Genomic DNA, 24,818 nt, shown 5'->3' with positions numbered 1-24,818 from the left:
CTTCTACTTCATGGCTGCGGCAAGAACAGCGACTACGGTCGGTACGGAAACAATTGCTGCCGTAATCAAGATGGGCTTGGCTACTTCACGCCATTCTTTATGCCCTTGATTGACTTGCCATAGGCTGTACATGATTTGCAGACCAAGTACTGCGAGTGCAATACTAATGAGTGTGGTTACCAGCCAGTCGACCGCCCCGTTTAGCGCGCCAAGCTCTCTGGCACAAGCTGTCCTGGATAACAGGATTAGGCCTGTCGCGAGTGCTGCCTTTTGCGCGTTTGGGTAACGCGATTTACTTCTATTTTTTTTCATTTTTTCTCACCTACGGGTTAATTTAAGTTGCAAAAACCCCTGAGCCCTTAACTTTTGCTCAATTATTGGTCTTTTAAGTGGGGCTTAGGTTTTAATCAGAACGATTCGTTCTCACACGCCATGTTTCTAACTCCGAGTTTGTCCTCATCACTTTGGCCAGCGAAGGTTTTACTTTGGGGGCTATCGCTGCGCAATAAGCTCGCGAGTTAGCAATCTCCTTCAATTCTGCTTCACTGTAATGCAAGGACACCTGCGCCTCATCGAAGTGCTCCTGTTGGATTTTTGTTTCGGCAGTCTTTAGATACATGGCGGCAGTGAGGATGTCTCCGTTGCATTTATTTAGAGGATCATGCTCAATAAGACGGTTGAGCTGCTGCACTTCTTGACTACACAGCTCAGCAAGGCCCTGTTTGCTGGGATGGCCTGCAAAACTTATTTGTGACAGAAGTAATCCACTTAACGCTAAAGGCCATGTGTACTGTATTATTTTGTTCATGAGTTCCTCCTTCTCTACTCTTTTTTATTAAAAAATCCCAGCTAACGTCTTCACCAATCCCTGCTCCAATGCCGGACGCGCTTGGGCAAATGATAAGTTCATTTTATTGGCATTAGAGACCACCCGTGTTCGGTAGCGTTGATAATCACTGTGTTTATACGAGGTTTGATAGGTATTGGATGCAGAGCCATTTTGCAGAGAGGAATTAAAGCGCTCGTTTACTCGTACCCCTTTACCTACTCGTTCTGAAATTTGAACATCGGTAATGACGGTATAATTAACCTCTTTAACCAGGGAGTCTGCGGCTAACCCCACAATCCCGCCCGCAATACCTCCTGCCAGCATGGTTTTTGAATTGCCAAAGGCACCAAGGGCTACTCCCGTTCCTGCTCCTGCCAGTGCGGAACCATACCCCCCGCCAAGTGCTTTTTGAGACGCTGAGCGACTCATCTTACCTATTTCTTTGATTTTAACGTCCAGCAAGTAATGCGCCTGGTATGCAGTGCCAACCACACGATATCCATCATTCCTCAACGCCTGAGCGAGCGGTTTACCAATTTCGAGTGTTTCTTCGGAGGTATTTTTTACCGCAATAAATATGGTTTTTTGCGAAGGGGGTACGGGGTCGAGAAAAATGGTGTCACTCAACTTGGTGTTCACTTCTAAATTACGGTGCTCCAAAGCAGTCTGTGTGGCCGCACAGCTTGTCAATAAAGCAATCGCCCCGAAGCAGACGCTTAGGTTAATTACGTTTAAGCCGTGTACTGTGTGCTGTTTCATCACTACGTTCCTTATGATTTATTTCCAGTTATTAATGAGTTATCTCGCGTATCGCGTTTTTTTTAAATTTCAGCTCTAATTGGTTTATGATGGATTCATCAATTGAGAGCGCTTGTGCTCCATTAGCTTGGTGCTTTTCAAGCTGAATTCGGTTGTAAATCTCGTCTCGATGAATGGGGATTTCTTTTGAGGCGTTGAATCCCAAGCGCACTTGATTCCCTTTAACTCCTAAAACGGTTACATTAATTTCGTTGTCCCCGATGATTACTGCCTCACCTATTCGTCTCGTAAAAATCAACATCGTCTTCTCCTTTATTCGTGGTGGGTTTGGTTCATTAGCACTGCTTCAAGTTCATGAATTAGGGTATGCACTTCATCTAAAGAGGGTTTTACCTTGGGAGAGAAATAGGCGCATTCGTGTGTTTTACGGTAAATGTCACTTAACTCTCGGTCAGCCGCTCTTAAATGACCTAAGGCATCTGAATAGCGATAAGATCGAATTAAGGGTCCTGCGTCCTCCATCACCCATCGCGCAAATTCAACATCATCGGCGCAAGGAGCAAGTTTCTGCTCTTCATACATCCGGTCTAACGTGGTGTAGACTCCGTCGCAACGTGCTGCAAGAGCGTCTTCATCCACTGGCGCGCAGAAGGTAATTCCTGTAAAAAGCAACCCTGAAATTAAGGTTGCAATAGGAATCGCTTGTTTTCTTTTATTTGTTCTCATTCGTGTTTCCTATGTTTGATGTGTTCAGTTCCCTTGAGAAGTGTGCTACTCAAAGTTGTTTTATTTTCTTTATTAATTCAGTGCACGAGCCGGTTCTTCCTGCTCCACCTCATGCACCGGTTCTGCTAAGTAACTGGTGTTCATCACGTCGATGCAGCGATTTTTTGCAGTGATAACTCCTGGCTCTTTAAAAAATGAATAGCCAGAAATTAGCCCAGAACCCATCCCCAATGTAGTACTTAAGGCCGCAACGCCCAGAGCAGGTAACTCAGCAGCCATCAGGGAGGTCATATAAATCAGAGGGGTCTGCCATAGACCTGATAAAATTCCTATACCAATACCCAAACCCGCTCCAACCGCTAAAGTGGTGCAGGCAATACCAATGGCAGCAAGGCCAAGTACAATGTAGTAGGAGGTGTTGTATTGTGAATCCAGGATTGTGCGGCATCTTAAATCAAACACATCTAAGGGATTAATCGTATCTTCTGGGTCCTGTATTAAGCTTTCAATGAATTGAGTGGCTGCTGAATACAGGTTAATTTGTACTAAATGGTCCAGCTGCTTAATTTCCATTTCGAGCAGATTAAAGGCTTCATAAATGTCCTTACGCTCATGGGTGGCATTTAATGCCTTTCTAAATTTTTTGTTACAATACATCAGAGCCGCGCTCATTTTTTTTCCTTTTGTTATTAGTGAATCGTTTTAGGGGGACTCATTTGAGATTGAATCATCAGGGCTTCGCAAACCCCAATGGCTTTTTCAAACGCAATCCATAAGTCGTTGTTTAACGTCACATCGTAAGCAATCAGTAAGTTGTGGGCGCAAATTCGCAGTTGCCTTAATAAGTCGTACGGTTGGGACACGCTCAATTGAGAATTGTTCATGAGTTCACCTTTATTAATTGAGATAATCGTGGAATATCTTTCCTTGTTATTTTTCTTTGTATTACCAGCTCTTCATCAGCGACATGAGGCACTTCAAAACCCTCAAGAATGCGCTCGCATACTTTGGCATACAGCGTGCTAAACTCAGCAAAAGCAAGGTCTGCTCTGGGCGCATTCACTACGTCAACACCTAAGTGTTTCACTGTGAATTTAACGGCAGGATGACTCCACGTAATGGTCGAAAAATTAAGGTTATTCCTCGCTTCATTAAATGCCTTATGAACGCTAGGAAGCTCTTTCTTTCGTCGCTTAAGACAAAGGTGTCTGAATTGGATGCAATTCGGTGGCCATGTTTCAAAGCGCTCATCATCAAACAACGCTCGTAAACCCAACGCAATTTCTTTCTCACTCACATCATAAAGCGCTTGAAACCACACGCCTGAGTCTTTAACGCCATGTTTAGTGATAAAACATGGACCGTAGATATCAGTTAATTGCAGCCACAAAGTCGCAATAAATCCGTTGTTCTTGTTCTGTTTTTGAGTTGAATCGTCTTGTCTCTTCGCAGAAGGCAAACTGGTTTGCGTAGGCTTGAATGACGCGTTCACGAGCACTTGCTGTATTGGTCTTGGTTTTGTTGCGGTGTTTGTTTTCATGATTAAAACTCCGTGTATTATTCATTTGGTTTCTTTGTTGTTGGCGTTCCTGGCTTTGGGCCAACCAGCGTAAGTAAATTGGATTGAAATCAGCCCATTGCGCACCGCAAGCTTTGTTGTACTCGATAAAGTTTTGGATTTCTGTGGGATCTTCTGCGTTGCTGTAGCCTAGAGCTTGAGCTCGTGAAATGGTTTCCGCGTTTGGGGTAAAATTATTGCTGATGCTTTGTTTGTTGTTATTGTTGTTATTAATATTATTAAAAATAATATTCTTTACGGTGCTAGGTGGTGTGTTTTCTTCTGTGTTAACTTCTATGCTTCCTTCACTTTCAATAAATGTGTTTTGCTCAGTATTTTCAACGAATTCATCAGAGGTGGATTCTGTGTTAACTCCTATGTCGTTAAAAATTTTGTTGAATATATTAGGGAGCTCTGGAAATAAAAACCGAAGTTTTTGCCCTTCAGTAATTACTTTAAAGTGATTGCTGCAAGAGGTTTCTATTGATCTAATGTAGTTACGAATAGTTTGTTTTGTGGGTGTGCCACTGTTCTTTCTTCCTGGTGCTTGATGCACTGTAAGTAACTGTGCCAACTGGTTATACGTAATATTGTTAACTGAGCCTGTGGATGGCTCGGCAAGAGCTATCAGAGATTTAACTATTAATAAAGAGGCGTGTGGAAGCCCAATAAATGCCTTTTCAATTTCCCTCATATATTTGTAATAATTATTTATTCCTTGCACAATTTCTTTCCCTTGTAGAGCTAAACGCATATGTTTATTTTTATGACAAATCAATCTATAATATTTGATAATACAACCTATTTTATCATATATGGTAAATTTATTATAAATGGCGAATCATGTCAATTGCTATCGTGCTATCTGAATTAATAAAACAATTTGACTTAAATGCTCTTGAAATAGAGCGTTTAACGGGAGTTCCTGCAAGTACCATATACAGATTACTAAAAAGCGATGGGAATCCAACTATTGAAGTTCTAAAGAAGTTATCTAGCTTCTTCCAAATCACAGTTAGTCAATTAATTGGAGAGGAGCCAATTGGGTGCAAGCAAATTCCCTTGGTTCCTCCGCTTGAAGTTTCAAGTTTTTTTGAATTGAAATCAGAAGATAAATCAAAATTTGATAATATACCGATTGATTTTCCTTTGAATCAAAGAAGTTTTGCAAGTATTTGCCAAGACAATACAATGGAGCCATTTATTTTAAAGAACTCTATTGTGATCATTGATCCAGATCGAGAAATTACAAATAAAGATTTTGTTTTTCTTATAAAGAAAAACCAAGACCAGCCTCGAATTAGACAGATTATTAGTGATGGGGAGAATTATTATTTGAAAATATTAAATTCTGACTTTCCAGTTGAGTTGACTAAAATAATCAAAAATGATTATACATTTATAGGGGTTATTGTACATTACAGAACCAATTTATTTGACTTTAGTAAGTTGGAATGGTCTTCGCATTCACTTGAATTGGCGAAAAGGAAATAAAGTTTTTATTAAGGCACCCAATTGTTTCTAAGTAATTCAAATAAATTATCAATGTATTTTAAAGGATTAGATAAAGACTGCTGCTTAATTGTTATCGGCATGCTTTATATAACAATTTTTTTTACTTCATTTGTAATGGGGTATAAGACTGTTGATTTGAATGGAAGAATATTATGTGCTTCTGTTTTTATTTTTCCATTGCTTTTTCCTATAAATGATTCGCTTACTGAAATTTTTGGTGAAAAAACTTCTTACTTAATGATAATTGCTACCATTATATGTGAGTTTTTGTTTAGTTATATTACATACTTTCTAGCCTCATTACCCTCTCCCGCATTATGGAAAAATCAAGAAATTTATCCTTTATTAACATCAGGCTTTTTGCATATTGCAGTTGCTGACTCAATATCTCTGGCGATAGGTTTTTTTGCCAATACCTATGTTCTATCAAAATGGGGTGTAAAAGTATTTGGTAAGGGCTTCTTTATTCGGAGTCTAGGAGCAACAGCAGTAGGTGAGTTTTTGTTTACAATATCTACTAATTTAATAACGTTCCATTATTTTGGTGTTGCAAGTTTTAGTGACACCTTCAATATAATTATTTCTGACTATGCATTGAAAATGATTTATTCACTCATTATCTGTATACCCAATGCATTCATTGTTTATCAAATTAAAAAAGTAATAAATATAAATGATGCTAAAAATGGAAATGCCTATAATGTAATGAATATCAACCAGTTAAGGACGAAATACCGAGTTTAACCACATTATTTTTTTTGTGTTCCCGGCAAAATTTATAATCTTTTTCTGCTTCGTTACAGCCGACTATATTGCCTATACAGGCACTATCTTCGGAGCTGAACTGTTTTAGTTTTTCTATATTGTAGTATATTTCCTTCGCAGGTTTAATCGATATCTTATTAGTTAGTTGATCTTTATAGACAATTAAAGGCTCTTCCAGTTGCTCTGAAAATTGATGATTAATTAAACTATATGGTTTCTTATATTTTTTCTCAATAATTCTTTTCTGATTTTCCAGCATACTAGCTAATGCCCACTCATAGTGCTCTTTTGAAAAATGTCTTTTAGAGCCGCTTTCTTTAAGTAAAATTAGAGGATCTTTCGGAATTGGTGGCGTGCACTTCCCTGACAGCTTGACTAATAAATATACAAGGCCGGATTCAGGGTCTTCCTCTTCTGAGATTATTTCTAGGTTTTGAGACTTTATTTCATTGATCAATATAAATATTTTTTTCAAAACTTCCTTGAACACTATTTATCCTATTTCTATTCAAGCCTATCGCTTCCACTGTGAAGCGGCATTATATCAAATAAAAGAAATTGATGCTCCAAATTTCACCAAAATTGTTGTATCTGTGGATTGTGGTAAAAATAAATTCTATAATACAAATTTTCTATATATGGTGAATTTACTAATGCCGGTGCATATTTTTAAGAATCCTGAGCTTTATAGCAAAAGTAATGCTCTACAATATAACTTTGCAATGAAAATGCTGAGTAAAATTTCATTTAACTCAAACTCAAGAATTTTAGATATCGGATGTGGTGATGGGGTTATTACAAATGAAATCGCAACAATTGTATCTGAGGGTTGCGTTATCGGAACAGATATTTCAGACGCAATGATTGAACATGCAGCTAAAGTATATAATGGACAGAGGAATGTTCGCTTCATTCAGATGGATGCCACCCAAAATATTTTCCGCCATCAATTTGATATCATTACGTCCTTCAATTGCTTGCACTGGGTAAGCGACCAACGAAGTGCCATTTTGGGTATTGCGAAGGCCGCAACGGACGGAGCTCAGATTGCTTTACTATTATCACATCGAAAATCATTATATCACTTAGTTCTTGATAAAGTTTGTGCAAGTGATAAATGGGCTTTTTTCTTTAAAGACTATATTAGTCCTCGCTCTTTTTTTGATGTTGCAAATTATGAAAGTTTACTCGTCGAATCAGGGCTGAAGGTAATTAATATCGAAGAAGAAGAAATGACTTATTATTATCAAACACCCAACGATCTTAAGGAGTTTTTCAGTGCTGCTGGATCTCAAATTAAATTGATACCTGATGATTTAAAAGAAAATTTTCTAAATGATTTTGTAAATGAATTTCTCAATCAAGTCAGTTTAAATGATTTCGATGAGATTCCCGTTAGTTTCTGGTGTTTGCAGGTTGTTGCAAGTAAACCTTATCCAACCAACAAAAAGAGTCAGGAAATATATGACCTGGACGTGGCCCTTAAACAAGGGGCTCATCTCTAAGTGAGGATTGGGACGAATAGTAACGGAACATTAGCCTCCAGTGGGGTACTTCCCCATTGGACTATAGTTAAGTATCAGGATCCCATTACTTGGCCTAGCGCTCCAGAACTTGCGCTGTGATGCAAAAACTAGGTCCAGTTATCCGTATTGAATCGTTTTCATGCTAAATTTTTTCATTGCAGTTTCTTGAACTGTGATAGGAGGAGCTTCATTAGTTATGTTACCCCCTGAATGTCGAAATTATTAAACACGATGGGAGGCCAACAGAACAATTCTAATTATATCACTATGTTTTATAACTATCACAGACTATATTATTTGAGATATTCACGCCCAAATCAATATGAAGAACATTAAGTGTTTTTTTTAATGAACGATGCTTAACTGAGGTACAACATTTTGGTTGACACGTTACCTTTGGTAGGAATACTTTCTTGCACTAAACATAGAGGGCAAGCGGAAACAGCAGTTTTAAAGCTAGTTTTACACATTAAACTACCGCATAGAAGGGGAAAGCCATCAATTAGCAACCGTAATCTTTCCTTATATTCGGCCAAATATTTTCTTTAAAATAAATCCCTAATTTTGCATTTGGAGGTGTTGGATCTCCTTTTTTTCTAAGATCAGGGGCAAAATTATCGATATCCTTTGGGCTCAAACTTTGCAGCCACTCCTCAAGAGCCATTTTATATAGCTGTTCTTCTAAATCCTTCTTCCTTTGTAATTCTGCTTTTTTTGCTTCGAAAATTTGGATTTGTGCCAATTCTTGTGGAGATTGATAATCAGTTTCAATCCATGCCTCACCTCTTTTCAGTACAGCGATTAAAGTTGCCACTGGATTTGAATATTCAGAAGTTTTCTTGTTGTACTTTAAAGCATATGCGAAATGATTTATAGATTCTTGTGTAATCTCAGGGGTTGATTTATTTTTTATTTGCAATAAATGTTTTTTATTAAATCCTATAGATTCTAATGCTGTAATATCGATATTGTCCCACGGATCGTTAATTTCAAAATCAGAAGGGTTAACACTTTCTACTCTTTTAGCCTGGCTAACTTTAAATGAAGGAAAAGTCCCCTTAGAGATTTCGCGTTTTAGTTCATTACAGATGTTTTCATTTAATTTATATCTAGACCAACCTAAGTGTCCAGGTTGAAATTCAATTCTTTGTATAAAATTTTGTTTTAATAAAAATCTTAGTGCTGTTCTAGCGGAGTCTTTTGAAATATTAATGTAATTCATCATATCTCGGAGTTTTACTCTTGGGGTTTTATGTCCATCATTTTCTTTTTCCATTAATTCATATAAAAAACTAAATAATTGTAATGGATTGCTTCGGAGATCTTTAAAGCCTAAAGACTCTGGTTTATAAACCAGATCTATAGACCCCTTTGTTAAGACTCTTTTTTCTCCTCTTAATTCTACTGATGATTCATGCCTATCAATAGGGTCTATGCCCCCCCTTTGTATAACTGAAGGTTTCCGCTCGATAGTATCAACCAACCAAGCCCTTCTCTTCTTGCCCGTAATAAGAAGTGATTTTTCATCCTTAGATTTGTTTGGTGATTGAGCATCATCTTTAAGCTCGGGTAACAAATCATCTAGTCTTGCCATTATATAGCCTCAACCTCTTTTGAATAACTAAAGATATACTGCAGCAAATCTTGATAATCTTCTGCTGCATTATTTGATTTACCAGAGCTATAAACGTTGCTTGATTTTTGAATGCTTTTCGGAATTTCGGAACAGTAACGAATTACAACAGGGCATAAATGATGAATTATATCATCTTTTTTCTTAGCGCCTTTTATTGCTTCACTCGTAGTCGAAATTCTACGATCAATACTTGAAAAATAACAGTGAATATCTATATCTCGTTCTAAGCTAAAAGTATCTTGAAGCTCCTTAATTTCATGTAAAATTTTCTCAGCGCCATTAATCGCATAATCATCACTTCGCATAGGGATAATAACTGATTTTAATAAATCGGGAGCTAATTGAGAGATAGCACATATGCTAGATGCAAAAACACTTGATAATTGAGGAGTATGATCCTGAAAAATTTTAGTATTTCTACCTAAGTGTCTAAATATTTCATTATAAAAATGCAACATACCTTTTTTAATATCGGAAGGTTTTGATAAAACCTTATCTATATATGCTTGGTTTAAGTTAGATTTCACAAACCAAACGTTATTACCAACATTAGTTAATATATCCTCTATTTTTGCCTTTCCCTCAAGAAAATCTATTAGTATTAGCTCATCATCATCGGCAGGAGCACCACAAACAGTGCCAGTAAAACTCCCCTGCGAATCTGTATCAACTACTACTATTGGATCTTTACGGGTATGTATTCGGCGCGCAGAGGCGCTTAAAGAATATGTGCCAGTAGTTTTACCTACTCCTCCACATAAATTAGCAGTTAATATTACCCCACCCTTTTCGAAATAATGCGTACCATGCTCTAATAAAAATTCAGTAACTGCCTCCGGAGATAATCCAACAATTCGATCATTAACTCGTGTCACTAAATCATTGGGAGCCTCTTTAAAATAACGACTTATTAACGTTTTGTTAATATCCGTAAGCTTAGATAACTCACTGATTTTGATTTGAGAAACGTGCACGTTGCTTTCCTTACAATGGTGAAACTAAATTTTGATTAATAATACAATATTGTTTCATTTGATGTAAATGGTTAATTAACCAAATTTTGTCTCAAACTCAATTTTTATAATGGATTCGGAAAACATATATGGCGAAATAGCAGATATTATATTCGTTCGAAGTTGCATTTTTTATTTTTGTAACCGAGCGCATTTTCAATCTTTTTTTATTTTTAGTTATTATCTTTATTTGTAGCTTCTAACGGTAACCTCTTTTTTCATTAATGTTCTATAGTAATAATATTTATTAAAATAACTACTAACTACTTTTAACCCCCTTTGTATCTATATCTATCAAAGGGGGCTATATCCCTCTTTGTTTCTATTAAAAATAAGGATTATAACGGGAGGGCATTGATATCTTTAAAACCCTATTCATAGACCCCTTTTTTTGGATGCTTGATCAATATTGTTCATAAAACCCTTTTATAGATATGGTTTATAGATGTCATTCATAAATGGCATTGATTGACCATATTGATAAACCGTATCTATAAACCCCTTTGTCTTCTTCACTTTCAAACTATTCGTTTATGATTACATGACATTTACATGATTATATTCAAGTGCTGCTCAGATTGATTCTGTTCTTACATCTATTTGATATTTAGAGGTCGGTAAGATTTTATAGGGGCGACTTAAGGCATTATGGGGGTTCGGCCAGTAAATTACCATTTTAGCTGAGCTAGCTCTAACCCCCTGAATTCACATATTTTTTATTCAGATCCAAAATTACGATTTTATCCAAAACACCCTGTTTTTAGCCTAAAAATTATTCACATAATAGGTAATATGTGAATAAATTCATGCTTTTTTACTGTATTATGTTAAACAAATAGCCATGCTAACGCAGGGGTTGATTAATCATATAATACAAACGAGCGTCAGTAACTTTCTAAGTAGTTATTCAGCTATCCTAGCATATACCCCAATATATCTATTTGTCTTAATTATTCGCATAATATGCCACCGGCTAACATGGTAAAACGCTGGCCGAAACCCCTTTAGGCCAATACAGTATTGTTAAATTCATTATCTAAGATGATCTCATATATAGCACCTTTATTGCTCTACAGGAAGGCAGAACAGCGAGGCGAGCATGATAGGCTGTAATTTACGCAGACAGCCCGAAGTGTTGCGGAGTAAATCTTTATGCCGCTGTAGAGTCATTGGTACGGGTATATGCCTTGCTCGATCAGAGCAATCGATCCGGAAATAGGGCGGTCGCGGCCTTACCCTGACTAGTTGGTGAGTGAATACTTGGGGCTGGGAGGCCCACAATTTACTAACGAGGTAGCCCCTTTTTTCCAGAACGATTCACAATATGATAACGAATTGAATATGACATTATTTAAATATATTTAAACAGGGTGATGGTTTGATAATAAATTTGTAAATTACAGTTGTTATCAACAGTGTCTATAAACCCCTTTTAATCTATATTACAAGACTATAACATTACTGTTATATGATACCTCGCTAATCTTTTGTTTATGCTGTTAATTTTATGAATGACATAGCGTGTTATAGATTAGGCGTAATTTATTACTAGCCTTAGAGTGAGATGAATATACTTAATCTTTTAATCTAAGGAGCATACCCATCATATCTACTTACAAGATATATTTTTATAAAGGATTTAAATATAGTGGAATTAGCAATTTGATTGCAGTGTATTGATAGTTAAAGATTAGTCAATTAATGTATTGAACTTTCCCTTAAAAGGAAACACACATTAAATCAGTAATCTACATAAAAGAATAGGGGGAATATGATAACAAAGGGGTCTATAAACATGGTTTATCAATGTCATTCATGAATAGTATCTATAATTAGATGGCAAATTAACACCAAAAGAAAAAATAGGCGTGGACTCCAGATAAAGAGACTTTTGGATGGTGGGGTAGGGTTGCGGTTCGTCTTGATGCTAACCAAGAGGGCCTTTCTTGTTCCGGTTTCTCTTTCTCGCCTAGTATCAGGTGTTCATTAACGAACACCTGAAAAAACTGCATGCTTTTTATTGCCCAGGGTTTTTTATGCCATTAGTGTTGTGTTTCGGGCCTTCCGAGGTGATTGATTGCGGTTCTTTATAGTCAAAAAACTTAAACAGGCTCTTGATGCTCTCACTGGTTTGCTCGAGCTGTTGTGCTATCAGTTCTTGCTCTCTTTCTTGGTGTTTACGGGAAAGGCCATGGGCTGCAAGAGCAAAGGTAGGATTCGTGGAGATTTGTTGTTTGATGTAGGTTGAAAGCCATTCATGGATCTTAAGCTCCGGGTGGTCTTTCACTAAATCCATCGGATAGGTTTTGTCTTTTAAAGGGAGATACAGTTTGGCTCCCGCGTCCACCACGCGTTGCAAGAGGCTCGGGTCGTCTCTTTTAATGGCTTCATGGACCGTCATCTGTAATAAAATTGCCAATACTTCTCGGTGAGCAGGAAGCGAGGCCCGGACTACAGATGAGGAGGATTGTTCCAAATCGAAAATGTCTTTGGCTTGCACCTCATACATTAATCTTTTTCCGAAAAAAAGTACCTCCATGTTGTGGCTGTCCTTGTATTTTAAAATAAGCTCGGTTAACACCGGATCTTGGCCTTTTGATGCACGCATAGAGGGGGTTACTGCTTTATCGTCATAAGGTTTATTGGCCTGTTTAAACTCGGGATTACTTAACAGCATCTCGATAAATGCGTAGCGTTCAGGTGTGTCTCTGCCGTCATTCATCACCGCTTCCATAAACAATGAGCCTCCCTCTTCATTTAAGGCGTTCACGTCTAAATTGGGATTTTGTTTAAGTAAGTTAAAGGCTGCGACATATTCGCGTTTATTCAGTAATTTAAAGAGTTCGGTTTCCAGGGACATAATGTCCTCCTTTGCATTTTAAAGTTCCGTATTATATCGATACTGTATTATAAAAAAACATTTTTTGTTTTCTATTGCGTAAGTCCTTGTCCCTCAGGTGTCACATGAGGTGGTGAAACTTCGGGTAAGGGCGTGCTCATTTGTTTTTTTAACGCGGTACAGGCTTTGGTTAAACTGCGATTGCTCTCGATTTGAGGTAACACGTCCACTAGGTGTTGCTTTAAAGCATCCCATTCGGTGGTGCTGATGTTGCTTTTGGTTGATACACTGTTTAATTGAGTGCGTAGCTCTTTTAAGGTCAAGGGTATCTCTTTGCCCTCTAATTCTATTTCATCAATAAACTCCCCTGTCTGTTTTTTCAAGGAATTCAGTTGATCTTTAAGTTCGCTATTGAGCGCCACTTCTGAATCCGCTGGCGCTTGCAGTTCACTTTTGAATTGGTTTAATCGGTGTTTGACCTGAGTGCTTGCGCGTAATAAGCCCTCGCTGTTGGTTTGGGTGATTTTATTTTGCGCCACAGACTGTTCCAGGGCAAATTCCTTCATGTGTTGAAAGAGGGGAGACTTTGAATAATCGTTGATGGACTCCAAATCGTTGAGCGCATGCAGCATTTGAGTGCCAAAGGAGCGGCGCATCGCATCGGTGAGCGGTTCTGGGCTTTTGAGTATGGCGTCGATTTCGCTCATGACGCTTAGGTGTTTCTTGAGGGTGTTCTGTTGGGTTTCAGTTAAATCAACGGTGCTGTTCAGGGCTAATTGAAGGTGTTTGCTGAGTTCATGCGTGCAGTCCTCCAGCGCTTCTTTGTGTGCCTGGTGTAATTTTGACATCACCTCTTTGACCTGGGTTTCATACGCCAGGTCATTTTGGTACAACCCATCCAGAGTTTTTTGATAGGTCTGGGTCGTTTTCATATACAGAGAAATTAAAGCCTCGCATTCGTTCTTTAGAGTTGGAGATTTTCTTAACAGAAGAATGGCAGATTCGGTGCGCTGCAAAAATTCCTCATGGCTTCTCATTAAAAACTCGGTATCGCCTGAATGTTTTTTGAGTTCTTTAATGCCACCAATCCAGTCGTCTTGGAGGTAACGCTGGTATTCATTGAGCTGGGATTTATCCTTCTGGGAGAGCTCCTCGCTGTTAAATACACGCTCCATATCGATGAGTGGGGCGCGTTCTTTGTTTGAATTGGGTTTGTCGGTGTCCAGGCTATGGCTTGGAGTTTTAAGCTCCATCTTTAAAAATTCTTGCCATTGAACCACTTGCCGTGGGGATTCACTAAAGCTTCCTAAGTGTTGGGTTATGTACTGTTCGTCAGGGTTAATGGACATCCCTTCAGGGAAACTAAACGTGATGTGGTCAAAACGTGGGCTGGCTTCTTTTTGTAAATACAACAAAGCAGCATGGAGCTGATGAATGTTTTTATCGGAGCCATTGATGTGGATTTCTTTCTTATCGGGTGGCATATCCAATAAAAACTGGTAGCTCATTTCTAATGCCAGGTCGATGTTTTGCGCCTCGGTTAAATTCTTTGATGTTGCAGTAAAGGCACCATTTTTGGCCACGATTTTACCGTAGCTGCTCTTGTCTTCGGAATAATAACGAGTAGCGGTGAAGGCTTCGTTTTCATTTAACGGAAAACCATGCACTTGCTCCGGTGTTACGATGCTTGATGGCTTGGAGGTGGACAACGTGCTGTCGAGGGTTTGGGTAGGTGCATCTGAATAAGGACTAATATCATAAAAATAGGGCGATTGGCTCATCCGGGAATGAAAAAACTCAGCGGGTGTGGTCGGCAGTGCAAAAGGTGGGCTTTGACTTTTAGTTGGGGCATAGGCAGACAGCGCCTCTTTGATGGCTTGTTCGCTTAATCGGTCCAGCTCATCGAGAGTTAGGGTTGATTTACTGTTTAATTTTCTTAAAAACTTTAAGTTGCGCTTTAAATGTTCCGTGTGATGCTCCTGCAACATAAACCAAGGAGCATGAGTGTCTTGATAAGATAAGAGCTCGTGCAATTCCTCTTTATTGGGAGGCATAAATACGTCCTATTCATTCCTTTTTGTGTTTATTTTAGACAATCAATTCGGTTTTTTCCATGAGGTGGGCCGGAAACAGATTTAATGAACGATTTTTCTGGTGTTTTCGTAATCCGACTCCGGTGTTTGCGGGGCTTAATCGATTAATGGGAATGCAACCAATGTTTAATGTCGTGAAGGCTCTCATCAATCACCTGCAGGGTTTGTTGATAGAGTGCTTCCAGCAACTCACGTTGCCCTGACTTCCAATATCTTTCTAAGTATTGGCAGGCCATTTTAATTTTTACCGTACCCACATAGACTGCGCCACCCTTGATTTTATGAGCTATTTGTTGGACTTTATCCCAATCTAAAGTGTCATGCGCCTGTTTCATTAGCTGGACATCGGGAATCAGCGAGTCATTCACCATAAAATGCAGCATTTGAGCGAGAACCTCAACGGTACCGGTTGCTTTAGTGCCCGCGTCAATATCCAAAGCAGGGTAGGGTGCTAAATCAAATAAGGAGTCATTGTGTTGGGGTAGTTCAGAACGATAGGCGACTTCTTGGGGTGTCGCATTCGATTGATGATACCCTGGAATAAATGCATCGAGTATGTCGATGCAATTTTGTGCGGTCAGCGGCTTGGTTAAAACAGCATTCATGCCTGCCTCGATACAACGCTGTTTATTTTCGTCACCGGCATGAGCTGTAAGGGCAATAATAGGGCTGTATGTTTTTTGCGTGATTTCGTACAGTCTAATCTGATGGGTGACTTCATAACCATCCATATCAGGTAATCCAATATCCATGAAAATGAGATTATAGTGTCCCTTTTTCCAGAGTTCGACTGCTTTTTCCCCCGTGTCTGCTAGGTCCGTATCACAGTGAAGTTGGTGGAGAATAGCTTTGGCCACCGTTTGGGCAATAGGATTATCTTCAACGACCAGCACACGAAATTTATGGTTGTGTTGGGGGGAAACGGTTGGCTTAATTTCTTGGGCGTAGGGTGTTTCCAGCGGTTTATCAATAAGGTCTTCCATCTCCAAATCAATGCCTGTGGCATCGTCAAGCAGCGGTTCTTGTAAAGGAATAAGGCAGGTAAATGTCGTGCCGCATCGTGCCTCACTGTGCACATAAATCTCCCCATCCAATTCATCGATAAATTGTTTGACCACCGAAAGGCCAAGTCCTGCCCCTTTATAAATTCCCTGATAGGAGGGAGTAAGGCGCTTGAACTGCACATAAATTTCTTGTTGCTTGTCTTTGGGAATCCCAATCCCTGAGTCTTCCACCATCAGTTTTAATATTAATTTTCCATCGTCTTTTTTGGCGATTAGGGCGCTTAGTGTAACAAATCCGCTATCGGTGAAATTCAACGCATTGGCCACCAGTTCCAAGGCTACACGATGCAGACGCACCTTGTCGCCAATAACATACTTTGGGAGGGCGCGGTCCATGTTCAGGGTTAAGGAAAGCCCCTTTTCTAAAGAGCGGGCGAGATTGAGTGCAATCACTTGGTTTAATGTGTTTTCGAGGCTGAATTTTTTCTTTAATTTGGGGATTTCACCCGAGCTCACTCGAATTGCTTCTAGTACCTCATCTAATAAATACAACAGAGCATGGCTTGATGCAACCAGGTTCTCTGAGTATTCTTTAATGTGAGGATTATCGGATTCCATTTTTAATAACTCAGCAAAACCCACAATCCCGGTTAAGGGAGTACGGATGTCGTGGCGCATGTTCTCCATAAACTCTGTTTTGGCTTGGTTTGCTGCTTCAGCGGCTTCCTTGGCAAGGTTTAATTCTAACTCTCTTTGTTTTATTTCGGTGATATCAACAGCGATTCCAGTTACCCCATAGCAGGTTCCTTGTGTGTCAAAAAGCGGGAACCCTCTATCCAGAATCCAGCGGATAGAACCATCGGGTCTGATGATGCGATAGTGTTCCTCATAGCGAGCCTTTTCTCCTTCAACTTGAATTTTTTTAGCCATTTCATGAATGGGATGATGTGTTTTTGCATCTTCGGGATGTAAAAAAGTAATCCATAGTTCGGGGTTGTGGTAAAGCTCTTGTCTTGGCCTTCCCCATATTTTTTCATAAGAGGGGCTGATGTATTTTATTGCGCTGAAATCAGGACTGCTAATCCAATACACTTGGTCACTGAATTCGGTATATTTTGATAAAAAGTCACCGACATTATCTAAATTGAGTAGAAACATAGAATGAGCATCCATGTCATTAATCCTAATTTAGTTAAATTTTAGCACATAAGTTATAATTAATGATTACAAGACTTTAACGAACAGGGTTGAATTATGTTAACACCAGAAGGATTAGATGCAGGAAATATGGACAGAATCATGCTCTTATCGATGTGGGCAAAACACCTGGATACAGAACAGATAAAGCAAAAACTGATTTATGCTGGAATGGGAAAGCCTACCTTTCGTATCAATCCTTATATGGTTCAAGCCTTTGTTGCCTATTGGGACTGCATCCAAAAAAGGCTGGCAGATCTTATCAATAAGACAACGGATGAGCATGTTGCCATAGATTATGGAGATCCTCGTGGAGAGGAACAGGCTTTGCTGGACATGGCTAAAGCAATGACCCAATGGTATTCCACGGAAGTCTCTACAAAAGACCTCTTGTTCACCGTGGGAGGTGCGGGTGCTTTAAAAGTAATTTTTGACGCATTTAATGAACCAGGATCCCATTCACCTCAATATCGAGTGATCACGCCATTTCCTTATTACACCTTATATGCAAATGAGCGTCACCTATTACATCCCATTGAGGTGATGAATGAGTCTGGATATCGTTTGAGTCTTAATAACCTTAGAACAAGCATCGAAGATGCGAAAAAAGCAGCCAAACTCGATGGCATTCCCCCGAAAGTCCTATTGTTGTGTAATCCCAATAACCCCTTGGGTACGGTGTTATCGGTAGACGAGTTAGGTTATGTGGCTACTGTACTAAGAGAACATCCTGATTTAAATTTAGTGATTGATGAGGCGTATGCCGAAATGGTTTGGTTAGATGAAAAACCGACTTCAATCCTTGAGCTGGCTCCAGACCTTAAAGAGAGAGTCACTATTTTACGTTCGGCAACAAAAGCACATTCAACGGCCGGAGAGCGAATGGCGCTACTCATGAATTTTAATCCGGAACGCATGACCCAATATCGTACAAAGAATATTTCAATGATTGGCCATGCGCCACGCTCGGCGCAAATAGCATATGCCTCTGCCATGAGCCATTTTAATGATAAAGAAGCCAATGAGCTACGTGTCTTTTATGAACCGAAACTTCGCTTTGTCCAACAAAAGTTAGGTGAACTGAACGCGTTAATGCCGGATCCAAAATATAGGATTGAGGGCACTTTTTATGTGATGGCTGATTTAAGTGACTTAATGGGGATGGACATACCTATTGAAGCCGCTGCGGCTCTTGGGCATGGGGGGACTGTGAACACCTGTGAGGAGTTAGTGTATAGCTTACTTTTTAAAGAATCCATCATGCTTGCCCCGAGTCAATATTTTGGATTAGCGCCTGGCTCAGCTTTTTGCCGCATCACGTGCAGTGGATCTGAAGAGGATTTATCTACGTTAATGGATAGGCTGGGTCGCTGTTTACTGACAGAGCGCGTAAACCAGAGAAAAAAGCTTCTGTTGGCTATCGAGGATGAATTACAGCCCTTGGAGTTATCGCATCCACTGATTTATCAGCGCCATAAAGCATCCCTTGATGCGTTTAAAGAGGAAACAAAAAACCATGTTGAATTAGTAGAACAAAATAAAGCGTTACAGAGGGTGTTATCTGAGGTGAAAGAAAATATCCTCTCTTTATCAGGAAAAAGTGAGCCCCTTAGGGCAGAAGCCTCTCAAAGTTTCTTCATGCAGCACCAGGACAACACGCCTGAGAAAAAAATAAAAAAGGAGATGGATGCTGAATGGATCGTTTTTATTGATGAAATAGCTTCAGAGGGACCCTTAAAAGAATATTTATTGAATTTACCTCCCAAAGAACGCATGAGTTTTAAACCTTGGACTGAACGCTTAGCATTAAAACAAATAGGTGATGTCCCTTTTGTCCACTAAACAGTTGCATAAAACCGCTTAGTGTTTGGAAACGTGCACGCCCATTATCGCTCATGCAACTTATGGCCACATGGCCTCAGGAGTTGGCCTTCAACAGCCACTTTAATGTTTTAATGGACTTCAATTTCTGGAGTCGTTCGATACTCTTCTTGAGAGGGATTTGTTGTAGGTGGTTTTTCGGAGAATAACCCAAAGGGAGTATGCGCAGGAAGGGTAGGTGTTGGCATGGATGTTTTGGCCTCATTGTGTTGTTCTACTAGAGTCTCTATTTTGTCAAACAGTCGCTTTTGTTCGTTTAATAAGCTACGAAAATCGTTGGTGGAATCCGTAAATCGTTCCGTAGTTGCTGCAGTTTGTGTGGCCGCCTGGGAAATAACTTCGAGGAAATTTTCAAATTTCTGTGAATTATCATCAAGATAAGAGGTTAAATTCTTCTCAAAAACAGCGCGTTGCTCTTCCCCTAGCGTGAGTACTTTTGTTAGAGAGCTGACTGACTTGGTCAATATGTGTATTGTTTTTTGAGTTTTGATTCGGTCTTCCTCCACCTCTTCGTGCACTTGGGTGACTTTCTGCATGTACTCTGCTAACTGAATTTTATTGTGTTCGTATTCGCTGCGTATAGCCTCTAGTTGCACACAGGCTTGTTCATACAATTCCGATTGAGTATCTGAAGATTTTTTTAATTGCTCCACAGAGGATTCGAGTGTGGTTACTAAATTTTTTAATCGGTGTTCATTTGTTCTCAATTGTTCGATGGTGGTGGACAGGGTGGAACATTCTTGATTTAGAAGAGCAACATGGTTGGTTAAGTTTATATTTTCATCGCTTAATGTTTCTATTTCTTGCCTGAATTGCTCATGTAATTCTTCAGTGAGCTCGATAAGCGAGACTTGAAGACCATTTAAGCTGGTCACAATGTCCTTAAATTTTTGCGTATTTCTTGAAAGAAGCTGGTGGTGAGAGGTAAGTAATACATCGCCTGTAATAAAAATTGTTGATACAAAAAAACTAATGGTAAATAACACAGCAAATTGCAGGATGATAGTTTATGGCTTGATGTGATTGATTCATGCTACGAGCATGTGGATTGTCTAGGTCCTGTTTTTTGCGTGTTGCTGAGGGTATGGGGTTTCGATACAATCGCTCTACGGAAATTTAAAGCGAGCTAAAATCATGGAACTCACAAATATTGAGTTTGAAGGCAAACTTATTATTGTTAAAGACAATCAAAAAATTGAAATTTCACCTTTTCGCGCCCAGGATGGGAATATTAAGTTGGGCATCACAGCTCCCAGGGGAATAGGAGTGGATCGTGAGGAAATTTTCATCAGAAAGCAGCAAATGAAAGAACAGGTTACGTGCGATGATTGAGTATGTACTTCCAGCTTTCGTGGCGTAGGCGAATCTGCTCTTCGATAGATAGTGATGAAAAGGCTATTTCCAGACCACCGTGATGAATGACACTAATTTTTACCGAACCAAATTCAGGGTCCTGATTAAGGTGGCGGTGTGTCCTTTTTTTATAATAACGATGATGGACGTAGAGGGTTATGGGGGTTGACACACCATCATGCTCGAAGGTGGACTGAAAAGTGATGATACTCAAATTAACATTCCTTATAGGCTACTTGCACCAAAGATTATTACGCGTTTTATCTCCAAAGAATAGACCTTTATGAAACGTGTTCTTTCTGACGTATTCTCTCTCATGAGCACTAAATCGCGTAAAATGGTGTTCTTCAAGGTCTACACACAGAGTTATCCACAGAATTTGTGGATATTTTTTAAAAACAACCGCTTTCTCTTCGGGATTTTAGGTAGCATGAATTCAGTGTTTTAATCACGGATACCTTGATGATATGAGGAGAAAAGGGCTACCAGATAGAAGAGTTATTCACAGGAAAAAGCGTTTATTTTCATTGGGCTAGGTGATGATAGCAAAAAATAAAATTAAATAATAGCTTGAAATTTTAGGTTTTTATACTAGCGTATTGATACCTAAAAAAAATGATATGTATTCGTCATTTAATGTACACTGCATCCCTCTTATTTTGATGAATACGATCATGCGTTATTTAATATATATCTTCCTTTTTTGCAGTAGCCTGGTATTTGCCGATTCTCCTAATTCATTTGCCCAAGCAAAAAAAATCGTAACCCAATTATTTGAAGCGCATCCAAGAACAATTTATTGTGGTTGTTCCTTTGAGGGAAAAACGGTTGATCTCAATTCGTGCGGGATGCAAGAAGCAGTCAATAAAAAAAGGGCGCATCGCACCGAGGTAGAGCACATGATGGCTGCGGAACATTTTGGACAGCAATTTAAATGTTGGCGTGAACCAATTTGTCTTGATAAACAAGGCAGGGCGTTTAAAGGGCGAAAATGTTGTCAAAAAAGTGATGAGCGCTATCGTCACATCGAAGCAGAACTCTACAATTTAGCTATTGAGTCAGGGGTTATTAATCAAGCTCGCTCAAATTATCGATTTGGCGTTTTGCCGCAACTAGAAGACTATCTTGGGTGTTCAATTAAAATAGATAAATCTTCCCGACGGGTTGAGCCTTCTGATGACTCTAAAGGCATGGTAGCACGGGCTTACTTATTCATGTCCGAACATTACACGCTGCCCTTAAGCAAACAACAAGAGCAATTATTTCGAGCGTGGAATAAACAATTCCCACCGACTGCGTGGGAGTATCAATGGGCAAGTCAAGTGGCTCAAATTGAGGGATATCCCAATCCTTATATAACCGAGTGGGGAAAAGGGTCTACATACGTAAAGCGATAATAAAGACAGCAAAGGCCACTTGGTGGCCTTTGGTTTCGGATTGCATGCCTCATTTCATTTCCACCTTCCTGTTATAAATCTCCTTACTCTAAGAGGTTGAATTCCGAACTATACTCAGTGTATCGTTCCCAAAAGGTGAAACGCATGTGTGGGCGATTTGCTTACGTGGCTTCTTATGAGAAGTTAAGGTACCAATTTCATTTATCCAATTCAGTTGAAATTACTCCTCGCTTTAATATTGCTCCGGGGGCTGATGTGGTTTGTCTCGTCAAAACCAGTGTAGATGAATTGCAAGGTGTGCTGTTGCATTGGGGATTAATTCCTTCATGGACCCGCGATAGAAAAAAAATAGGAAGCTTGATTAATGCGCGTGCGGAAACACTTTTTGAAAAACCAGCATTTCGTAATGCCATGAAATCCAAGCGCGCGCTGATGCCCATGAGTGGGTTTTACGAATGGCATGAGGAGAACGGCATAAAGCAACCCTACTTTTTCCATAAAAAAAATGAGGATTTGTTGGCAGTAGCAGCCCTATGGGATACCTGGCAATCTGAGGAGGAGGTGATTCATTCTTGTTGCCTCATTACTACTGAGGCTAATTCAATAATGGAGCCTGTTCATCATCGAATGCCGGTTATTTTGGATGAGGAGGCGCAAAGCATCTGGCTTGATAACTCCCAGTATTCCAAAGAGAGCTTACTGGCTTTGTTAAGACCCTATCCTCACGATGATTTGGAAGGGTATCGTGTCTCGACCTTAATGAATAAAGCGGATTTTAACCATCCTTTAGCTATAGAGCCTTTGCTTAAATAAAAAAATTTTACCCCATTTTTTCTAATACTCCCCAACACTTAGCTCATGCTTTAATTTGCCAAGGTAGTTGGTGGGCTTTACAGCGTGTTTCTTCCTGTCTATGATATCTGTAACGTAAATCAAAAATAAGAGAAATCATGTCACGAGGTGGAGCACGAGTTGGCTCAGGACGACCTAAGGGCGAGCCTACAAAAACAGTCCGGGTGCCCGTATCCTTAGTTGCTCAAGTTGAGCGGTTGAAGGAGGGGGCTAATTATGAACTCCCGGTGTTTTCAAGTAAAGTCCAAGCAGGTTTTCCATCCCCCGCGGATGACTACATTGAAGGGTATTTGGACTTAAATACCCAATTTATTCATAATCCGTCGGCAACGTTCGTCTTGCAAGCGACGGGAGACTCCATGATTGATGCGGGAATTTTTTCCGGTGCCTATCTGATTGTTGACCGCAGTATTGCACCGACAGATGGGCGAATTGTGATTGCCGCAGTCAATGGTGAGCTCACCGTGAAGCGACTGTCAAAGCGAGGAGGGCGGGTGCAATTGTTACCGGCCAATCCGCAATTTCAACCCATCGATATAACGGAAGAAAGTGAGATGGTAATTTGGGGTGTGGTTACCCTGGTTTTGCACGAGCCTTTATAAGATGTTTGCCCTAATTGATTGCAATAACTTTTATGCGAGCTGTGAGCGTTTGTTTCGCCCCGACTTGCGAGAAGTACCTATCGTGGTGCTTTCGAACAACGATGGCTGTTGTATCGCGCGTTCCAATGAAGCGAAAGCGCTGGGTATTGCAATGGGCGAGCCCTACTTTAAGATGAAACATTTATGTAAGCAACATGGAGTAAAAGCCTTTTCATCAAACTACACGCTTTATGGCAACATCAGCCACAGAGTGATGTGCACTATCGAGGAGTTCTGGCCGCATCTGGAAGTGTATTCGATTGATGAGGCATTCATTGATTTAAGCAGCTTGCCTGTGGCACTGCATGATACTTTTTGCCAGAACTTACAGAAAAGAATTTTAAAACATACCGGAATTCCGACGTCCATTGGCATTGGCCCCACCAAAACCTTAGCCAAAGTAGCCAATTATCTGTGTAAAAAAGTATTAAAAGTGCCTGTATTTAACATCACCTCGCAACGAGAAGCCTGGTTAAAAAAAATTGGCGTAGGTGATGTGTGGGGAATAGGACGAAAATGGGAAAATAAATTAATCGCTCGAGGAATGAACACCGCATACGACCTTGCTTGCGCTAATCCTCACCATCTAAAAAAGAGCTTTAATGTGGTGCTGATGCGTACCGCCATGGAGTTGCAGGGCATTGCCTGTGGCGGCTTGGAGGAGATAGAGCCTAAGCAAAGCATTATGTCCTCTAAAAGTTTTGGGGCGATGCAAACCGAGTTAGCCGCTATAGCAGAATCCGTGAGCAGCCACTGTGCACGGGCGGTGGAGAAAATGCGCGGACAAGGATTAGTTGCACAACGGATGTCTGTGTTTGTGCACACGAATCGATTTCGTGAAGATTTAGCGCAGCACTTTCAGGCCATGGAGTTTCGACTGATTAATCCCACTGATGATGTGCGCCTAATCACTAAAATCGCTAAACGCTGCCTGCGCCGAATTTTCAAGCCAGGTTATTTCTATAAAAAAGCAGGGGTATGCCTGGAAGATTTAATTCCCAAAGACCCAAGGCAATTGGATATGTTCCATCAGCCTTCTGAAGAGCAACTAGAGAGCACGGAGCAGCTAATGAGTGTACTTGACCGAATTAATGCCAAGTATGGACGCAGCACCATTCATCTAGCCGCTGAAGGCTACTCCAAGCCGTGGGCGATGCGCGCTGAGCTTAAGTCGCCCGCGTATACCACTCGCTGGACGGATGTGCCTCAAGTGCGTTGTGGTGAGGGGGCTTAA

The 24,818-nt window shown here is 39.9% G+C and carries 26 protein-coding genes; 9 read left to right on the top strand and 17 right to left on the bottom strand.

The features are described 5' to 3' along the window. Positions 1 to 3: 3 nt before the first annotated feature. The 9 genes from ACD661_RS15630 to ACD661_RS15590 all read right to left on the bottom strand — a co-directional run bounded on the left by ACD661_RS15630 (position 4) and on the right by ACD661_RS15590 (position 4,626). Positions 4 to 312 carry a hypothetical protein gene (locus ACD661_RS15630; protein ID WP_400188801.1) on the bottom strand — a complete coding sequence of 103 codons (309 nt, stop codon included), beginning with the start codon at positions 310 to 312 and terminating at the stop codon, positions 4 to 6. Positions 313 to 403: 91 nt separating this feature from the next. After that, the gene (locus ACD661_RS15625) at positions 404 to 808 is read right to left on the bottom strand and encodes a hypothetical protein (RefSeq protein WP_400188800.1); all 405 of its coding nucleotides are present in this window, start codon (positions 806 to 808) and stop codon (positions 404 to 406) included. Between the two features lie 27 nt (positions 809 to 835). After that, a complete protein-coding gene (locus tag ACD661_RS15620) occupies positions 836 to 1,588 on the bottom strand; it encodes a complement resistance protein TraT (RefSeq protein ID WP_400188799.1) in 753 nt (250 codons plus the stop codon). 31 nt (positions 1,589 to 1,619) lie between these two features. Beyond that, on the bottom strand, positions 1,620 to 1,889 hold the full coding sequence (csrA, locus tag ACD661_RS15615; protein WP_400188798.1) for a carbon storage regulator CsrA: 270 nt from the start codon (positions 1,887 to 1,889) through the stop codon (positions 1,620 to 1,622). An 11-nt stretch (positions 1,890 to 1,900) separates the two neighbouring features. Next, positions 1,901 to 2,314, bottom strand: coding sequence for a hypothetical protein (locus tag ACD661_RS15610; protein WP_400188797.1), 414 nt, complete (start codon positions 2,312 to 2,314; stop codon positions 1,901 to 1,903). A 72-nt stretch (positions 2,315 to 2,386) separates the two neighbouring features. Continuing rightward, entirely contained in the window at positions 2,387 to 2,986 is a 600-nt protein-coding gene (locus ACD661_RS15605; protein ID WP_400188796.1) for a BAR domain-containing protein, read from the bottom strand. Positions 2,987 to 3,003: 17 nt separating this feature from the next. After that, a complete protein-coding gene (locus ACD661_RS15600) occupies positions 3,004 to 3,198 on the bottom strand; it encodes a hypothetical protein (protein ID WP_400188795.1) in 195 nt (64 codons plus the stop codon). Further along, on the bottom strand, positions 3,195 to 3,635 hold the full coding sequence (locus ACD661_RS15595; protein WP_400188794.1) for a hypothetical protein: 441 nt from the start codon (positions 3,633 to 3,635) through the stop codon (positions 3,195 to 3,197). The genes ACD661_RS15600 and ACD661_RS15595 overlap by 4 nt, the downstream gene beginning before the upstream one ends. 49 nt (positions 3,636 to 3,684) lie before the next feature. Next, a complete protein-coding gene (locus ACD661_RS15590; RefSeq protein ID WP_400188793.1) occupies positions 3,685 to 4,626 on the bottom strand; it encodes a hypothetical protein in 942 nt (313 codons plus the stop codon). 89 nt (positions 4,627 to 4,715) lie between these two features. Between ACD661_RS15590 and ACD661_RS15585 the strand changes: the two genes are divergently transcribed. Together ACD661_RS15585 and ACD661_RS15580 are read left to right on the top strand one after the other, a co-directional pair. Next, positions 4,716 to 5,366: an XRE family transcriptional regulator gene (locus ACD661_RS15585; RefSeq protein ID WP_400188792.1), complete on the top strand. Its 651-nt coding sequence runs from the start codon at positions 4,716 to 4,718 to the stop codon at positions 5,364 to 5,366. Between the two features lie 21 nt (positions 5,367 to 5,387). Then, entirely contained in the window at positions 5,388 to 6,131 is a 744-nt protein-coding gene (locus ACD661_RS15580) for a VUT family protein (RefSeq protein ID WP_400188791.1), read from the top strand. On the opposite strand, the gene ACD661_RS15575 is transcribed toward ACD661_RS15580, so the two are convergent. Next, positions 6,100 to 6,642 (bottom strand): hypothetical protein, encoded by a 543-nt coding sequence (locus ACD661_RS15575; RefSeq protein WP_400188790.1) that lies wholly within the window; start codon positions 6,640 to 6,642, stop codon positions 6,100 to 6,102. The two genes, ACD661_RS15580 and ACD661_RS15575, sit on opposite strands and share 32 nt — an antisense overlap. On the opposite strand from ACD661_RS15575, the gene ACD661_RS15570 reads away from it, so the two are divergent. Next, a complete protein-coding gene (locus ACD661_RS15570; RefSeq protein WP_400188789.1) occupies positions 6,635 to 7,657 on the top strand; it encodes a class I SAM-dependent methyltransferase in 1,023 nt (340 codons plus the stop codon). The genes ACD661_RS15575 and ACD661_RS15570 overlap by 8 nt on opposite strands. 523 nt (positions 7,658 to 8,180) lie before the next feature. On the opposite strand, the gene ACD661_RS15565 is transcribed toward ACD661_RS15570, so the two are convergent. The 5 genes from ACD661_RS15565 to ACD661_RS15545 all read right to left on the bottom strand — a co-directional run bounded on the left by ACD661_RS15565 (position 8,181) and on the right by ACD661_RS15545 (position 17,436). Next, positions 8,181 to 9,272, bottom strand: coding sequence for a hypothetical protein (locus ACD661_RS15565; protein WP_400188788.1), 1,092 nt, complete (start codon positions 9,270 to 9,272; stop codon positions 8,181 to 8,183). Beyond that, positions 9,272 to 10,288, bottom strand: a complete 1,017-nt coding sequence (locus ACD661_RS15560) for a ParA family protein (RefSeq protein WP_400188787.1) — start codon at positions 10,286 to 10,288, stop codon at positions 9,272 to 9,274. The genes ACD661_RS15565 and ACD661_RS15560 overlap by 1 nt, the downstream gene beginning before the upstream one ends. 2,056 nt (positions 10,289 to 12,344) lie before the next feature. After that, positions 12,345 to 13,187, bottom strand: coding sequence for a hypothetical protein (locus ACD661_RS15555; RefSeq protein ID WP_400188786.1), 843 nt, complete (start codon positions 13,185 to 13,187; stop codon positions 12,345 to 12,347). 71 nt (positions 13,188 to 13,258) lie between these two features. After that, complete coding sequence (locus ACD661_RS15550) at positions 13,259 to 15,220, bottom strand: hypothetical protein (RefSeq protein WP_400188785.1); 1,962 nt, start codon at positions 15,218 to 15,220, stop codon at positions 13,259 to 13,261. A 143-nt stretch (positions 15,221 to 15,363) separates the two neighbouring features. Next, complete coding sequence (locus ACD661_RS15545; RefSeq protein ID WP_400188784.1) at positions 15,364 to 17,436, bottom strand: PAS domain-containing hybrid sensor histidine kinase/response regulator; 2,073 nt, start codon at positions 17,434 to 17,436, stop codon at positions 15,364 to 15,366. Positions 17,437 to 17,517: 81 nt separating this feature from the next. Between ACD661_RS15545 and ACD661_RS15540 the strand changes: the two genes are divergently transcribed. Then, entirely contained in the window at positions 17,518 to 19,302 is a 1,785-nt protein-coding gene (locus ACD661_RS15540) for an aminotransferase class I/II-fold pyridoxal phosphate-dependent enzyme (RefSeq protein ID WP_400188783.1), read from the top strand. 110 nt (positions 19,303 to 19,412) lie between these two features. Here the strand turns inward: ACD661_RS15540 and ACD661_RS15535 are convergent, their stop codons facing one another. Continuing rightward, complete coding sequence (locus tag ACD661_RS15535) at positions 19,413 to 20,216, bottom strand: hypothetical protein (RefSeq protein WP_400188782.1); 804 nt, start codon at positions 20,214 to 20,216, stop codon at positions 19,413 to 19,415. Positions 20,217 to 20,475: 259 nt separating this feature from the next. On the opposite strand from ACD661_RS15535, the gene ACD661_RS15530 reads away from it, so the two are divergent. Continuing rightward, complete coding sequence (locus ACD661_RS15530; protein ID WP_400188781.1) at positions 20,476 to 20,673, top strand: carbon storage regulator; 198 nt, start codon at positions 20,476 to 20,478, stop codon at positions 20,671 to 20,673. On the opposite strand, the gene ACD661_RS15525 is transcribed toward ACD661_RS15530, so the two are convergent. Continuing rightward, positions 20,657 to 20,908, bottom strand: a complete 252-nt coding sequence (locus tag ACD661_RS15525; protein WP_400188780.1) for a hypothetical protein — start codon at positions 20,906 to 20,908, stop codon at positions 20,657 to 20,659. The two genes, ACD661_RS15530 and ACD661_RS15525, sit on opposite strands and share 17 nt — an antisense overlap. Positions 20,909 to 21,368: 460 nt before the next feature. Between ACD661_RS15525 and ACD661_RS15520 the strand changes: the two genes are divergently transcribed. The 4 genes from ACD661_RS15520 (at position 21,369) to ACD661_RS15505 (ending at position 24,818) form a co-directional block, all read left to right on the top strand. After that, positions 21,369 to 22,091, top strand: coding sequence for an endonuclease (locus tag ACD661_RS15520; RefSeq protein ID WP_400188779.1), 723 nt, complete (start codon positions 21,369 to 21,371; stop codon positions 22,089 to 22,091). A gap of 144 nt (positions 22,092 to 22,235) precedes the next feature. Then, positions 22,236 to 22,904: an SOS response-associated peptidase gene (locus ACD661_RS15515; protein ID WP_400188778.1), complete on the top strand. Its 669-nt coding sequence runs from the start codon at positions 22,236 to 22,238 to the stop codon at positions 22,902 to 22,904. A gap of 137 nt (positions 22,905 to 23,041) precedes the next feature. Beyond that, positions 23,042 to 23,545 carry a LexA family protein gene (locus ACD661_RS15510; RefSeq protein WP_400188777.1) on the top strand — a complete coding sequence of 168 codons (504 nt, stop codon included), beginning with the start codon at positions 23,042 to 23,044 and terminating at the stop codon, positions 23,543 to 23,545. A 1-nt stretch (position 23,546) separates the two neighbouring features. Further along, positions 23,547 to 24,818, top strand: a complete 1,272-nt coding sequence (locus tag ACD661_RS15505) for a Y-family DNA polymerase (protein WP_400188776.1) — start codon at positions 23,547 to 23,549, stop codon at positions 24,816 to 24,818.

Origin of the sequence: Legionella lytica (assembly GCF_044626755.1) — a bacterium.
Taxonomy (GTDB): Bacteria; Pseudomonadota; Gammaproteobacteria; order Legionellales; family Legionellaceae; genus Legionella; species Legionella lytica_A.
This window is presented reverse-complemented; position numbering and strand designations above follow the sequence as displayed.

What these genes read in the sequence shown, in the direction of transcription:
- ACD661_RS15630 (WP_400188801.1), bottom strand. Translation starts at nt 312, where the DNA reads ATGAAAAAAAATAGAAGTAAATCGCGTTACCCAAACGCGCAAAAGGCA.
- ACD661_RS15625 (WP_400188800.1), bottom strand. Translation starts at nt 808, where the DNA reads ATGAACAAAATAATACAGTACACATGGCCTTTAGCGTTAAGTGGATTA.
- ACD661_RS15620 (WP_400188799.1), bottom strand. Translation starts at nt 1,588, where the DNA reads ATGAAACAGCACACAGTACACGGCTTAAACGTAATTAACCTAAGCGTC.
- csrA (WP_400188798.1), bottom strand. Translation starts at nt 1,889, where the DNA reads ATGTTGATTTTTACGAGACGAATAGGTGAGGCAGTAATCATCGGGGAC.
- ACD661_RS15610 (WP_400188797.1), bottom strand. Translation starts at nt 2,314, where the DNA reads ATGAGAACAAATAAAAGAAAACAAGCGATTCCTATTGCAACCTTAATT.
- ACD661_RS15605 (WP_400188796.1), bottom strand. Translation starts at nt 2,986, where the DNA reads ATGAGCGCGGCTCTGATGTATTGTAACAAAAAATTTAGAAAGGCATTA.
- ACD661_RS15600 (WP_400188795.1), bottom strand. Translation starts at nt 3,198, where the DNA reads ATGAACAATTCTCAATTGAGCGTGTCCCAACCGTACGACTTATTAAGG.
- ACD661_RS15590 (WP_400188793.1), bottom strand. Translation starts at nt 4,626, where the DNA reads ATGCGTTTAGCTCTACAAGGGAAAGAAATTGTGCAAGGAATAAATAAT.
- ACD661_RS15585 (WP_400188792.1), top strand. Translation starts at nt 4,716, where the DNA reads ATGTCAATTGCTATCGTGCTATCTGAATTAATAAAACAATTTGACTTA.
- ACD661_RS15565 (WP_400188788.1), bottom strand. Translation starts at nt 9,272, where the DNA reads ATGGCAAGACTAGATGATTTGTTACCCGAGCTTAAAGATGATGCTCAA.
- ACD661_RS15555 (WP_400188786.1), bottom strand. Translation starts at nt 13,187, where the DNA reads ATGTCCCTGGAAACCGAACTCTTTAAATTACTGAATAAACGCGAATAT.
- ACD661_RS15550 (WP_400188785.1), bottom strand. Translation starts at nt 15,220, where the DNA reads ATGCCTCCCAATAAAGAGGAATTGCACGAGCTCTTATCTTATCAAGAC.
- ACD661_RS15545 (WP_400188784.1), bottom strand. Translation starts at nt 17,436, where the DNA reads ATGGATGCTCATTCTATGTTTCTACTCAATTTAGATAATGTCGGTGAC.
- ACD661_RS15540 (WP_400188783.1), top strand. Translation starts at nt 17,518, where the DNA reads ATGTTAACACCAGAAGGATTAGATGCAGGAAATATGGACAGAATCATG.
- ACD661_RS15530 (WP_400188781.1), top strand. Translation starts at nt 20,476, where the DNA reads ATGGAACTCACAAATATTGAGTTTGAAGGCAAACTTATTATTGTTAAA.
- ACD661_RS15520 (WP_400188779.1), top strand. Translation starts at nt 21,369, where the DNA reads ATGCGTTATTTAATATATATCTTCCTTTTTTGCAGTAGCCTGGTATTT.
- ACD661_RS15515 (WP_400188778.1), top strand. Translation starts at nt 22,236, where the DNA reads ATGTGTGGGCGATTTGCTTACGTGGCTTCTTATGAGAAGTTAAGGTAC.
- ACD661_RS15510 (WP_400188777.1), top strand. Translation starts at nt 23,042, where the DNA reads ATGTCACGAGGTGGAGCACGAGTTGGCTCAGGACGACCTAAGGGCGAG.
- ACD661_RS15505 (WP_400188776.1), top strand. Translation starts at nt 23,547, where the DNA reads ATGTTTGCCCTAATTGATTGCAATAACTTTTATGCGAGCTGTGAGCGT.